12 protein-coding genes are annotated in these 12,963 nt (G+C 68.7%); 8 read left to right on the top strand and 4 right to left on the bottom strand.

What is annotated here, in order from left to right:
* Positions 1 to 17 precede the first annotated feature (17 nt).
* From ABTV10_RS22310 to ABTV10_RS22300, 3 genes are read left to right on the top strand one after another with little or no spacing between them, the layout of a single operon-like run.
* On the top strand, positions 18 to 902 hold the full coding sequence (locus ABTV10_RS22310; protein WP_499035230.1) for an amidohydrolase family protein: 885 nt from the start codon (positions 18 to 20) through the stop codon (positions 900 to 902).
* A 7-nt stretch (positions 903 to 909) separates the two neighbouring features.
* Positions 910 to 2,070: an acyl-CoA dehydrogenase family protein gene (locus tag ABTV10_RS22305; protein WP_433607647.1), complete on the top strand. Its 1,161-nt coding sequence runs from the start codon at positions 910 to 912 to the stop codon at positions 2,068 to 2,070.
* Between the two features lie 59 nt (positions 2,071 to 2,129).
* Positions 2,130 to 3,365 (top strand): lipase family protein, encoded by a 1,236-nt coding sequence (locus tag ABTV10_RS22300; protein WP_499030538.1) that lies wholly within the window; start codon positions 2,130 to 2,132, stop codon positions 3,363 to 3,365.
* Between the two features lie 48 nt (positions 3,366 to 3,413).
* Here the strand turns inward: ABTV10_RS22300 and ABTV10_RS22295 are convergent, their stop codons facing one another.
* From ABTV10_RS22295 to ABTV10_RS22280, 4 genes are all read right to left on the bottom strand, one after another.
* Positions 3,414 to 3,818: a PaaI family thioesterase gene (locus ABTV10_RS22295; protein ID WP_499030536.1), complete on the bottom strand. Its 405-nt coding sequence runs from the start codon at positions 3,816 to 3,818 to the stop codon at positions 3,414 to 3,416.
* A gap of 37 nt (positions 3,819 to 3,855) precedes the next feature.
* Positions 3,856 to 5,328 (bottom strand): peptide MFS transporter, encoded by a 1,473-nt coding sequence (locus ABTV10_RS22290; RefSeq protein WP_499030534.1) that lies wholly within the window; start codon positions 5,326 to 5,328, stop codon positions 3,856 to 3,858.
* A 78-nt stretch (positions 5,329 to 5,406) separates the two neighbouring features.
* Positions 5,407 to 5,784 (bottom strand): DUF3054 domain-containing protein, encoded by a 378-nt coding sequence (locus tag ABTV10_RS22285; RefSeq protein ID WP_499030532.1) that lies wholly within the window; start codon positions 5,782 to 5,784, stop codon positions 5,407 to 5,409.
* Positions 5,785 to 5,794: 10 nt separating this feature from the next.
* On the bottom strand, positions 5,795 to 6,259 hold the full coding sequence (locus ABTV10_RS22280) for a DoxX family protein (protein ID WP_499030530.1): 465 nt from the start codon (positions 6,257 to 6,259) through the stop codon (positions 5,795 to 5,797).
* Between the two features lie 178 nt (positions 6,260 to 6,437).
* Between ABTV10_RS22280 and ABTV10_RS22275 the strand changes: the two genes are divergently transcribed.
* The 5 genes from ABTV10_RS22275 to ABTV10_RS22255 all read left to right on the top strand — a co-directional run bounded on the left by ABTV10_RS22275 (position 6,438) and on the right by ABTV10_RS22255 (position 12,904).
* Positions 6,438 to 8,612: a phosphocholine-specific phospholipase C gene (locus ABTV10_RS22275; RefSeq protein ID WP_499030527.1), complete on the top strand. Its 2,175-nt coding sequence runs from the start codon at positions 6,438 to 6,440 to the stop codon at positions 8,610 to 8,612.
* 105 nt (positions 8,613 to 8,717) lie between these two features.
* On the top strand, positions 8,718 to 10,172 hold the full coding sequence (gene rox / locus ABTV10_RS22270; RefSeq protein WP_499030525.1) for a rifampin monooxygenase: 1,455 nt from the start codon (positions 8,718 to 8,720) through the stop codon (positions 10,170 to 10,172).
* A 35-nt stretch (positions 10,173 to 10,207) separates the two neighbouring features.
* Positions 10,208 to 11,386: a tryptophan synthase subunit beta gene (gene trpB, locus ABTV10_RS22265; protein WP_499030523.1), complete on the top strand. Its 1,179-nt coding sequence runs from the start codon at positions 10,208 to 10,210 to the stop codon at positions 11,384 to 11,386.
* Complete coding sequence (trpA, locus tag ABTV10_RS22260) at positions 11,373 to 12,152, top strand: tryptophan synthase subunit alpha (protein WP_499030520.1); 780 nt, start codon at positions 11,373 to 11,375, stop codon at positions 12,150 to 12,152. Before trpB ends, trpA begins: the two co-directional genes overlap by 14 nt.
* A complete protein-coding gene (locus ABTV10_RS22255; RefSeq protein WP_499030517.1) occupies positions 12,149 to 12,904 on the top strand; it encodes a GntR family transcriptional regulator in 756 nt (251 codons plus the stop codon). The genes trpA and ABTV10_RS22255 overlap by 4 nt, the downstream gene beginning before the upstream one ends.
* Positions 12,905 to 12,963: the final 59 nt, after the last annotated feature.

Genomic DNA, 12,963 nt, shown 5'->3' with positions numbered 1-12,963 from the left:
TGACGTACTCTCCCGCAATCGATCTCGACACGGTCACCGCCATCGACGTGCACACGCACGTCGAAGCGGACGGTGCACACCACTGCTCACTCGACCAGGAGCTGCTCGACGCCTCCGCCAAGTACTTCAAGCCCGGAGTCAACCGCACGCCGACCGTCGACGACCTCGCCGCGTACTATCGCGAACGGAACATGGCCGCAGTGGTTTTCACGGTCGACGCCCGGACCGCCCTCGGCGGGCATCCGCCGGTCTCCAGCGAGGAGATCGCCGCGAAGGCCGCCGAGCACGCCGACGTCCTCATCCCGTTCGGCTCGGTGGACCCGCACGACGTCGACGCCGCGGTCTCTCGCATCCGGATCCTCGCCCGCGACTACGGCGTCCGGGGCATGAAGTTCCACCCGACCCTGCAGGGGTTCCTGCCCAACGACCCGATGTACTACCCGATCTACGAGGCGTGTGCGGAGCACGGCCTCGTGGCGCTCTTCCACACCGGTCAGACCGGGATCGGCGCCGGGTTGCCCGGCGGCCGCGGCCTCAAGCTGCGGTACTCGGACCCCATGCTGCTCGACGACGTCGCGGCCGACTTTCCGACGTTGACGATGATCCTCGCCCATCCCTCGGTGCCGTGGGTCGACTCGTCGATCTCCATGGCCACGCACAAGGCGAACGTCTACATCGACCTGTCGGGCTGGTCGCCGAAGTACTTCCCGCCCCAGCTCGTCCGCAACGTCAACTCGCTGCTCAAGCACAAGGCGCTCTTCGGATCCGACTATCCGGTGCTCACCCCGGACCGCTGGATGGCCGACTTCGCCGAGCTGGGCATCAAGGAGGACGTCCTGCCCCTGGTGATGAAGGAGAACGCCATCCGGGTGCTCGGCCTCGACCGATCGCGTGAGGGGTGAGGCTGTCGTGAAGACGTCCGCCGAGGCCGAATGGCTCCTGGGCGACGAGCACCGCGCGCTTCGCGAGGTGGCCGCCGACGTGGCCGACCGCGAGGTGGCACCGCACGCCTCCGCCGTCGACGAATCGGGGGAGTTCCCGGAGCGATCGCTGGCGGCGTTGACGGCCACCGGTCTGCACGCGATCGGCATCCCCGACGCGTACGGCGGGCAGGGCGGCGACCACCTGGCCTCGGCGATCGTGGCCGAGGAGATCGCCCGCGCCTGCGCGACCACGCAGCAGGTCGCCGGCGCCAACGAACTTTTCGCCATCCCGCTGCTGCTCGCCGGTTCGGAGGACCTCAAGAGGCGGTACCTGCCGGCGATCGCGTCCGGCGAGCATCTCGGGGCATTCGCGTTGAGCGAACCGGAGGCCGGCAGCGACGTCGCGAGCATGAAGGTTCGGGCCCGGCCGGTGGACGGTGGCTGGCTCCTCAAGGGCACCAAGCGGTGGATCACCAACGCCGGCCGCGCCGACGTCTACGTCGTCTTCGCGTCGACCGACCCGGCCGCGGGCGCCAAGGGCATCTCCGCGTTCGTGGTCGAGGGCACCGACGAGGGGATCGTCTTCGGTGCCCCGGAACGGAAGATGGGCCTGAAGGGCTCCCCGACCCGGGAGATCACCTTCGAGGACGTGTTCGTGCCCCGTGACCGGCTGATCGGGGAGCCGGGGTCGGGGCTGCGCATCGCGCTCGGGACCCTCGACCGGACCCGGACCGCCGTGGCGGCGCAGGCCGTCGGCATCGCCCAGGGAGCCCTCGACGCGGCCGTCGCCTACGCGGCCGAACGCGAGCAGTTCGGCTCCCCGATCGCGCAGTTCCAGGGCATCCAGTTCATGGCGGCGGACATGGCGACGAAGGTGCGGGCGTCTCGTCTGCTGACGTGGTCCGCCGCGATCGCGTGCGACCGCGGGCACCGTGACATCGGCGCGTCGGGCGCCATGGCCAAGTGCTTCGCGTCCGACACGGCCATGGCGGTCACCACGGACGCCGTTCAAATCCTCGGTGGCGCAGGGTATGTCAAGGACTATCCGGTGGAGCGGATGATGCGTGACGCCAAGATCACCCAGATCTACGAGGGAACCAACCAGATTCAGCGGATCGTCATCGCCCGGCACCTGTTCCACGGGTGACCGGTGACGATGTCGTGGGCACCATCCCGCTGACGACTCGCATGGAAAGGGAGAACTACATGTCGATTACAGCGCGACGCGCACCATCGGTGACGGTGAAGGCCGTCATCACCGCTTCGGCGGCGGCACTGGCACTCACCGCCTGTGGCAGTGCGGACGCGTCGGCGGCCGCGCCGATCTCGTTGTCCGCCACCGCGGGGCCGACCGGCACGACGTTCTGGGACGTCGCCGAGCAGCCGCCGGCCGACGCGAAGCCGGGCGACGTCCATTGGGTCCAGCCTCGATCCGATGCACCGGATGGCAGTCAGGCCTGGAACGTCGTCTACGTCTCCGAGATCCAGCCGGGCGTGAAGAAGTACGTGTCCGGTGAGGTCTACGTCCCGAAGGGCAAGGCCAAGTCGCCCCGTGACATGGTGCTGTGGAATCACGAGACCACCGGCCTGGCCGACAACTGCGCGCCGTCCCGGCGCAGTCTGGGGGAGGGGGAGCAGTCCCGCGTCCCGGGAATCGCGGCACTGCTCGACCAGGGGTATGTCGTCGCCATGAGCGACTACCCCGGCCAGGGTCTGCCCGGCCCGTCGTACTACATGTCCGGCCAGGTCAATGCCCGGGCCTCCCTGGACATGCTGCGGGCCGTGCACAACCTTCCGGAGATCGACGCTTCGAACCGGTTCGTCGAGTACGGCTGGTCGCAGGGCGGCCAGACCACGATGCACGTCGAGTCGATCGCGCAGACCTACGCGCCCGAATTCGACGGTGTTGGCGCGGGACTCGTCGCACCGGCCGTGAGGATTCGCGAGCTGACCCTCAACTCGATGCAGAGCCCGGAGCTCGCGGGCTACGTCATCTCGACGTTGCCGGGCATCAAGGCGGGATATCCGGACCTGCGATACGGCGACTTCCTCACCGACGAGGCGATGGAGCAGCTGCCGGTGCTCAGCGACGGATGCTTCGACGTCTGGAGCACCGCCGCGTCGGTGCGCAACGCCTACGAGCCGGGCGCGATGGCGCCGGACGGCGGTTGGTGGAAGGCCTTCACCGCCGTCGACGACTTCCGGCCCGCGGGCTCGATGCCGTTCGTCATCTACCAGGGGTCGGACGACAAGACCACGCCCGCGGCGTTGACGTCGCGGGAGCAGACCGCCATCTGCGCGTCCGGGGCGGCATCGCAGTACAACGAGTTCCCCGGGCTCGAACACGAGACCGTGGTTCCCGAGGCCGCCGAACGGTTCCCGGCGTGGGCCGCCGACCGGTTCGCCGGTGCCGCGGCACCGAGCAACTGCCCGCAGCGCTGACCTCTCGTCGGAAGCGGCTCCCCGGAATCCGGCACCGGCTGACCGTCGTCAGCGGGTGCCGGATACCGGGAACACGGCGAAGGTCCCCAACGCCTTCGCGACCAGACGGTCCGCCGTGCGGATCTCGGATTCCAGCGTGACGACACGCTTACCCCGGTTGATCACCCGTGACTCGCACTCCACGACACCCCCGCGAACCGCGGAGAGATAGACGATCTTCACCTCGATCGTGGCGCAGGACTCGCCCTCGCCGAGCACCGTGTACACCGCCGCACCCATGCCGTGGTCCGCCATGGAGTACATGACGCCGCCGTGGAGCACACCGTGCGGATTGAGGTGCTTGGGCTCGACCTCGAGCCGGCAGACACTGCGCGCGCCGGTGCGGTCGGAGTCGACCATCTCGAGGCTGATGAGCGCGCCGAAGCCGCCGCCCAGATCCACAGAATTCGTCATGGTCATCGAAACTAGACCCTGGGGAAGTGATTCGCGGTCAGTGCACCCCGCGCATGAGTCGTCGGATCCACGGTGACAGCACGGCAATCACGACGCCGATGCCGATGGAGGCCAGGCCGACGGTCGCGAAGTACGACACCTCGTGGTCGGGGCTGTAGTAGCCCGACAGCGTGCCCGCGAGGCTCGACCCCAGAGCGATGGACAGGAAGAACAGCGCCACCATCTGGGTGTGGAAGGCGGCCGGCGCCAGCTTGGTCGACAGTGACAGGCCCACCGGCGAGAGCAGCAGTTCGGCGAACGTGAACAGCAGCAGGATGCCGGCGAGACCGAGCAGCGGGGCGCTGTTGGCGCCGCCGCCGGACATCGGAATGAAGCACAGGAACGCGACGCCCATGATGCCGGTGCCGAGCGCGAACTTCATCGGCGACGATGGCTGGCGCTTGCCGAGTTTCGTCCACGCGGCCGCGAACACACCGGCGAAGATGATGATGAACACCGGGTTGATCGACTGCACCCACGTGGGCGGGAAGTCCCACCCGAACAGGTTGCGGTCGAGGCGCTCGTCGGCGTAGATCGCGACCGTCGTGAACTGCTGCTGGAACAGCGACCAGAAGACCGCGCTCGCAATGAACATCGGGATGAACGCGAGCACCCGGCTCCGCTCCTGCGCGGTGATCCGACTGCTGGTGAGGATGACCGCGAAGTATGCGATCGCGGCGATGACCGTCAGTGTGACGACGATCGTGGACAGATGGTCGGCGGTGATCACGCCGGTCAGTGCCAGCGCGGCGACCACGACGACGGCGACGGCAGCCAACACCACGATGCGCGGCCGGTCTGCGGCCGGCAGCGGGTTGGGCACACGCGAGCCGACCCCGTTCAGGCGGCGTCGGCCCAGGGTGTACTGGATCAGGCCCAGCGCCATTCCGATCGCAGCCAGCCCGAAGCCCACGTGGAAGCCCCAGTTCTTCTGTGCCCACCCGGTGAGCAACGGACCGAGCAGGCCGCCGAGGTTGATGCCCATGTAGAAGATGGAGAAGCCCGCGTCGCGTCGCTGGTCGTCCGGTGCATACAGGTCACCGACCAGGGAGGTGGCGTTCGCCTTCAACCCGCCGCTGCCGAACGCGATCATGATCAGACCGACGCCCACCCCGGCCAGGCCCGGAATCAGCGCGAGGCAGATGTGGCCGAGCATGACCAGGCACGCGCTGTAGAAGAGGGTGCGTTCGGAACCGAGCAGCCGGTCCGCTACCCACGCGCCGACGATGGTCGACAGGTAGACGGTGCCGCCGTACGCGCCGACGATGCTCGTGGCGGCCACCACGTCCAGGCCGAGTCCGCCCTGCTCGGCGGTGTAGTACAGGTAGTACAGCAGGATGCCCTGCATGCCGTAGAACGAGAAGCGTTCCCACATCTCCACCCCGAACAGGTTCGCCAGCGCGAACGGCTGCCCGAAGAAGCCGCGGTCGGAAGAAGGTGTGACGGGCAGTTGTTCGACTCGCGAACTCATGGGTACTCCGGGGACTGTCGTGTCGTGCAGGCAGCGGGCAGCGGCCCGCTGCAGGTGTAGCGATAGGGGGTGGGAACGTCAGGCGAGGGGCCGACGCGACCGGAGGGTCTGATACAACGCCCGCCATCCGATGAGGAACAGGGCGAGGAACGACGCCGCGACCAGGATAAAGGAGAACGCGGTGCCCTGGCCGACGAGCACCCGGATCAGCATTCCGAGCGCGAGGCTCGAGGCCCACACGACGACACCGGTCGGAACCACCAGTCGCGGGTCGAACTTGTCGCGGTAGAGCCCTGACGTGATGAGCCAGCCCGCCGCGAGGCCGGTCAGGAAGGGCCACGCCGTGGTCAGCAGACCGGTGATGCTCGCGGCCTCCTCGTGGCTGCTCCGGCCCGCCGCGGCGAAAGCAAGGATCAGCAGGATGTCGACTACGGCGGCGGGCAGGTACTTCTTCACGACGACCAGACTATGCCGCACCCGCCGCGGGGCGTCGACGCGCCGGATCAGTCGCGACGAGCGGCATGATCGCGCGGACCCGGGCGTCGCGCAGGTACAGCCCGCCCCAGACGAAGATGCCGACGTAGACGGGGGAGAGGATCGTCGACAGCAGCGGCTGCTCGGTGAGGATGTTGCACGCGACCGCCCCGCCGAGATAGCCGGTGAGCAGCACGGCCCCGAGGATCGACGTGACCGGCACGAGGTACAGCGCCAGGCACCCCAGCATCACCACACCCATGATGTACGGCGCGTAGTCGGGAAAGCCGTACTCCGCCATCGAATCGCGGACCGGTTCGATGTTCGCGAGGTGGATGCCGGCGTCGAACAGCAGGAAGGCGACCACGAGGCCGGTGACGACGCGCCCGACGAGTCGGGCCCGCGGCGACACGGCGGCGGTCGGGGCGGTGCGGGTGTGGGGGGCTGCGGTGGTCATGGCGCGCTCCGTTCGGTTGGTCGCTCCGCGCCCGATGCGTGGAGCCTTTGCGGTACAGACCGGGCGTGCACTCGAAACTCATCGTCCGCAGGTCGATGTGCGGAATCCGCCTCCGGACCGCGCGCGCCTTCGATACCCTCCGCGCATTCGTGAGCGACTCGACTGTGAGGAGCGCAGTGTGACGTACGAGATGTCCCGACGCCGGTTCATGGCACTCGGTGCGGGTGCGGTGGGAGCAGCCGCCGTCGGATCGCTCCTGCCGCCGTCGCTGCAGGCCGCGCTCGCCTCGCCGGTGCCGCCGGGCGGGCTCGACTCGATCGAACACGTCGTGCTGCTGATGCAGGAGAACCGCGCCTTCGACCACTACTTCGGGACGCTCCGCGGCGTGCGGGGATTCGGCGACCCCAATGCGCTGACGCTGCGCACCGGCCGGACCGTGTACGAGCAGCCGGACCGGGAATCGGTCGTCGTGCCGTACCCGATCCGGGAGGCCGCGAGCGCGCAGCGGATGGACAGGCAGAACGTCGACTCACTCGATCACGAGTGGGTCGGCGGGCAGGCTGCGGTCGCCGGCGGCTGGCACGACGGCTGGATCCCGGCTAAGACGGCCGCGACGATGGCGCACTACGACCGGCAGGACATCCCGTTCCAGTTCGAACTCGCCGAGGCGTTCACGGTGTGTGATGCGTACCACTGCTCGGTGCCCACGTCGACGTCCCCGAACCGGAACTACTGGTTCACCGGTTACACCGGCTTCGAACCGGACGGCTCGCGGGTGGTCACCAACGATGCGTACATGCCGTGGCACCCCGGTTACACGTGGACCACCGTCGCCGAGCGGCTCGAGACCGCCGGGGTGAGCTGGCGGGTCTACCAGGAGTGGGACAACTTCACCGACAACAACCTCGAATACTTCGTCCGGTTCAAGCAGGTGGTCCACGCGCTGCTCGGGCACCCGGAACTGGTGCCGTACCAGTTCACGACGCTGGCAGCGTTCTACACGGCGCTGCCGCTGCTGCCGGCGGACATCCAGAACACGCTGTTGCTCGCACTCGACGAGGGCGTCCAGCGGCTCGACGGGCCGGACCGGCGGCTCTACGACCGCGCACTGCGCCGCGAGCGGCCGGGTACACTCGCCGACGCGTTCCGTGCCGACATCGAAGCACGGGCGCTGCCGCAGGTCTCGTACATCGTCCCGTCCTCGTCGGACTCCGAGCACCCGATGGAGTCGTCGCCGGCGGCGAGCGCGACACTGGTCTACAAGATCCTGGACGCCGTCGCGTCCGATCCCGAAATCTGGTCGAAGACAGCCATTTTCCTCAACTTCGACGAGAACGACGGCTACTACGACCACATGCCGCCGCCGCTGCCGCCGCGGGACGTCGTCGACGAGTACGTCGGTGACGAGCCGCTCGGCCTGGGGCCGCGGGTGCCGATGACGGTGATCTCGCCGTGGACCGTGGGTGGCTACGTGTGCTCGCAGGTGTTCGACCACACCTCGGTCACCCGGTTCCTGGAGAAGCGGTTCGGGTTCACCCAGCCGGAGATCAGTGGGTGGCGGCGCACCGTCGTGGGCGATCTGACGTCGACGTTCGACTTCGCCACCCCACGAGCCCGGCCGCAGCTCACCCAGCCGCAGCCGGCGCCGCCGCTGACCCCGCGCTGGAAGCCCGCGCCGCCGGAGCAGCAGCGGATGCCGGTGCAGGAGAGCGGAACCCGTCCCGCACGCGCACTGCCCTATCAGCCGGACGCGGACGTCTCGTTCGACACCGGAACCCGCGTGCTGGCGGTGCGGATGCGCAACGCGGGGGCCGCGAGCGCCCACCTGGCGCTGTACCCGTACGCGGGGGAGTTCGCGCTGCCGCGGCACTACGACGTGCTCGGCGACCTGGCCGACACCGTGGCCGTACCTGGGGAGCGCTACGACCTGACGATCCTCGGCCCCAACGGTTTCCGTCGCGAGTTCGCGGGATCGACGACCGGCCCTGGAGCGGCCGTACGGGTGGACACGACGGTCGACGCGGCGAGTCGGACGGTGCGGGTGACCGTGGCCAACCACGGGTCCGACGCCGTCACGGCCGAGTTGGCCGGGGACCCGGCGACGCTCGCGGCCGGTGCTGCACGGTCGTGGACCGTGCCGTCGCAGCACGGTTGGTACGACGCGGCCCTCACCCTCGGCGAGGACCCCGCCTTCCGGCGTCGATGGATGGGGCACGTCGAGAACGGATCGGAGAGCGTGAGCCAGCCGGCCGTGGTAGTGGCCGCCACCGGCGACCTGACGCTGCTGCCGCAACCGCCGCAGCCCTCCGGGGCCGGATCGCTGTCGCTGCCGACCGGAAGCCTCGGGTCGTAGCGAATCCCCTCCACTTTCAACGTATAACGCAGTGGGGGCCTTGCGGCAAGGCCCGGGTCGTGTCGCAGAATCGTCCGCCGAGAACGAGATCGGTGGAGGAGATTCATGTTCGACGTGATCATTGCAGGGGGTGGCCCGACCGGCCTGATGCTGGCCTCCGAGCTGCGGCTGCACGGCGTGCACACGCTCGTCCTGGAGAAGCAGACGGAGCCGCCCGCGTTCGTCCGCGCGCTCGGACTGCACGTGCGCAGTATCGAGATCATGGACCAGCGCGGTCTACTGGAACGGTTTCTCGCGGTCGGCAAGCAGTTCACCGTCGGCGGGTTCTTCGCGGGACTGAGCGACAAGTGGCCCGATGGTTTGGACACCGCCCACTCCTACGTCCTCGGCATTCCGCAGCCCGTCACCGACCGCATCCTGACCGAGCGGGCCTTCGAGCTCGGTGCCGAGATCCGTCGCGGCTGCGAACTGGTGGGGCTGAGCCAGGACGAGGACGGGGTGACCGCCCTGCTGGCCGACGGGACGAGTCTGCGTGCGAGCTACCTCGTCGGCTGTGACGGCGGCCGCAGCACGGTGCGCAAACTGCTCGGCGTCGGCTTTCCCGGCGAGCCGACCCGGGTCGAGACGCTGCTGGGCGAGATGGAAGTGGCCGCGCCCGCGGCGACGGTCACTGCCGTGGTGGCCGAAGTTCGCAAGACGCACAAGCGGTTCGGGGTCATGCCGCTCGGCGACGGGATCCACCGAGTCATCGTTCCCGCCGCCGGGGTCACCGAGGACGGCGACACCCCGCCGACGCTCGCGGACTTCGAGACGCAACTGCGCGCGGTCGCCGGCACCGACTTCGGCGTGCATTCACCGCGCTGGCTCTCCCGCTTCGGCGACGCCACCCGTCTGGCCGAGCGCTACCGCTGTGACCGGGTGCTGCTCGCCGGCGACGCGGCGCACATCCACCCGCCGACCGGCGGGCAGGGCCTGAACCTCGGTATCCAGGACGCGTTCAACCTCGGCTGGAAGCTGGCCGCCGCGGTGGGCGGGTGGGCGCCGGAAGGACTGCTCGACAGCTACCACCGTGAGCGACATCCGGTGGCCGCTGCGGTCCTGGACAACACCCGCGCGCAGATGGAGCTGTTGTCCCTCGAGCCCGGCGCCCAGGCGGTGCGACGCCTGCTCGCGGAGCTGATCGAGTTCGACGATGTGAACCGGTACCTGATCGAGAAGATCACCGCAATCAGGGTCCGCTACGACTTCGGGGACGGACACGAACTGCTCGGTCGGAGGATGCGGGACCTGCAGTGGGGGCACGGCCGCCTCTACGAACTGATGCACGGCGGCCGCGGCCTGCTGCTCGACCGCACGGGCGGACTGTCGGTGGCGGGCTGGGCGGATCGGGTCGACCACGTCGTCGATGCCGACGCCGAGCTGGACGCACCGGCCGTGCTGCTGCGTCCGGACGGGCACGTGGCGTGGGTCGGGGACGATCGGGCGGATCTCGTCGACCACCTGGCGTGTTGGTTCGGGTCTCCGGAACCCGAAGGATTTGCTACTGTTCTAGAACACTAGAACACTAGAACGACCGAAAGTAGGGTGGTGGGGCCATGTCACCGATGGGCGACCCCGGGCTGTCCGGCAGGTTCGGCCGATTCGGCGGGCGTTACGTCCCGGAGGCACTCGCGCCGGCATGCCGGGAGGTGGAGGCCGGATTCAGGGATGCCTGGGCGGATCTGGACTTCCGGGCGGAACTGAGCCGACTCCTGGCCGAGTACTGCGGACGGCCGACACCCGTCACGCGAGCGCTGCGGCTGTCCGAGGCGCTTGGCACCCGCGTTCTGCTCAAGCGTGAGGACCTCAATCACACCGGCAGCCACAAACTCAACAATGCGCTGGGGCAGGCACTTCTGGCCCGCAGGATGGGCAAGCATGAACTCATGGCGGAGACGGGTGCCGGTCAGCACGGTGTCGCCACGGCAACGGCCGCTGCCCTGCTCGGCATGAAGTGCACCGTGTACATGGGCGAGGTCGACATGGCCCGACAAGAACTCAACGTCTACCGGATGGAAACGCTGGGCGCGGAGGTAATCCCGGTTCGCTCCGGCGCCCGGACGCTGAAAGATGCCACCAGCGAGGCGTTTCGGCACTGGGTCACCCGGGCGGACGACAGCCGCTACTGCTTGGGCTCGGTGCTCGGGCCGCACCCCTACCCGTGGATCGTTCGCGAGTTCCAGTCCGTGATCGGGATCGAGGCGGCGGCGCAGTGTGCCCGACTGCTCGACGGCGGTGCACCCGACGTCGTCGTCGCGTGTGTCGGTGGCGGATCCAACGCGGCGGGAACCTTCGCCGGGTTCGCGTCGTCACCCGCGCGGCTCGTCGGTGTCGAGGGTGCGGGCGGCGCCGGCGCCACCAACGGCGCTGTGGGTGTCCTGCACGGCGCGATGTCGTTGTATCTGCAGGACGGTGCCGGGCAGGTGCTCGAAGCGCATTCCGTCGCTGCCGGTCTCGACTACCCGGGGTTGGGGCCCGAACATGCCCATCTGGCCGAACTCGGTCGCGCGGACTACGTGACGGTCACCGACGGACAGGTCCTGGACGCGGCCGGACAACTTGCGCGACTCGAAGGCATCTTCCCTGCCCTGGAGTCGGCGCACGCGCTCGCGTGGGTCGTACAGGCCGCCGGCGAGGGGCAGTTCGCCCCCGACTCCACTGTCCTGGTCACGGTGTCTGGCCGCGGCGACAAGGATGCCGAACAAGTCAGGAGACTCGACCGTGAACGTGCTTGAGACGACGCTCCGCAAGATCCGCGATGGCGGCTCCAAGTGTTTGATCGGATACGTCATGGGCGGTGTCCGCGGGGACTGGGCCGACCTCGTGCAGGCCACGATCGACGGAGGCGCCGACGCCGTCGAGATCGGTCTCCCGTTCTCGGACCCGATGCTGGACGGGCCGATCATCCAGCGCGCGTCCCTCGCGGCTCTGGAGCGGGGTGCCCTGGTGGAGCGCATCCTCGACGAACTCCCGGCCGTGTCCGCGCCGTTGATCGCTATGACCTACACCAACCATCTGGTCTCGCGCGGTGTTCCAAACTACCTGAGTGCGATCGCTGCAGCAGGCGTCAGTGGATCCATCGTCGCGGATCTGCCTTTCGAGGAATCGGCTGAGTACCTGACCGCGGCCCGCACCGTGGGCGTGGCCCCGGTGCTGATGGCGGCCCCGTCGACTTCGGCGGACACTGCGCGGGACATCGCCCGGGCTAGTGGCGGATTCGTCTATGCGATGGGCGCAATGGCGCCGACGGGGCCGAATGGGAGCAAGGGCGAGGGCGGGTGGGAGTCCGCCCGCCGCCTCCGATCGGAGGACGGGCCGCCGGTCGTGATCGGATTCGGAGTCGACTCACCCGAGCGGGCGGCGCGGGCTGCCCGGCATTCCGACGGCGTCGTCGTTGCCTCGGCGCTGATGGACCCGGTACTCGACGGTGTGACCGCTACCGCGATCATGGAAGCCGTCCAAGGTTTCCGTCAACGACTCGACGAGGCAGCAATTCCGTGACCAGGCACTCCCGATTGCCCAAGTACCTGGGGATCTACGACGATCTGCGGGCCAGAATCGACACCGGCGAATGGCAGTCCGAGGACGCCTTACCCTCGCAGCGTGAACTCGCGGCGTCCTACGGAGTCACCATCATGACCCTCCGGCAGGCGCTGCAGATGCTCGAAAACGACGGGCTCATCGAGATGCGTCCGGGCGCCGGAACCTTCCCGGCGGCCAAGCGGTACACCTACAACCTGCTCCATCTGTCGGGATTCGCAGACGACCTCAGGGCGCAGGGCGCCAACGTCGAGACGCACATCCTGGCGTCAGCAGTGGAGGTCCCGCCATCCGAGGCCGCCCAGGCACTGAACCTCGGGCCGGACGAGCAGGTGCTCGTGATCACTCGCCACCGCGTGATCGACACGCATCCCTCCGTACTGCAGTACTCCTATATTCCGAGGAGTGTGGGGATCTCGCCGGACGAACTGGCCGACACATCGCTCTATCAGGTTCTCGCGCAACATGGTTATCCGGTCGCCTCGGCGGACGAGTCGATCACCGTCACTACGCTCGGTGCCGTCGAAGCCGAACTCCTAGCGCGGCCGAGGCGAAGCCCGGCGATGATCAGCCGCCGGACGAACGTGACAGAGGACGGCACACCGGTATTGCACGACACCGCGCTCATCCCATCCGACATCGCGGAGATCCGCATCGACCGCGGACCCCAGCAACTCCGCGTCACCTATCGAATCAACGACCGGCACAGCTGACGATGTGACACGGCCCCCGCTGCGGCCGGGGGAGGTGGCCGCAGCGGGTGCGCTGTCGG

Source organism: Paraburkholderia sp. RHO2 (genome assembly GCF_050955445.1).
In the GTDB taxonomy this organism is placed as follows: domain Bacteria; phylum Actinomycetota; class Actinomycetes; order Mycobacteriales; family Mycobacteriaceae; genus Prescottella; species Prescottella agglutinans_A.
The sequence above is the reverse complement of the archived record's forward strand: the minus strand, read 5'-3'. Positions and strand labels throughout refer to the sequence as shown.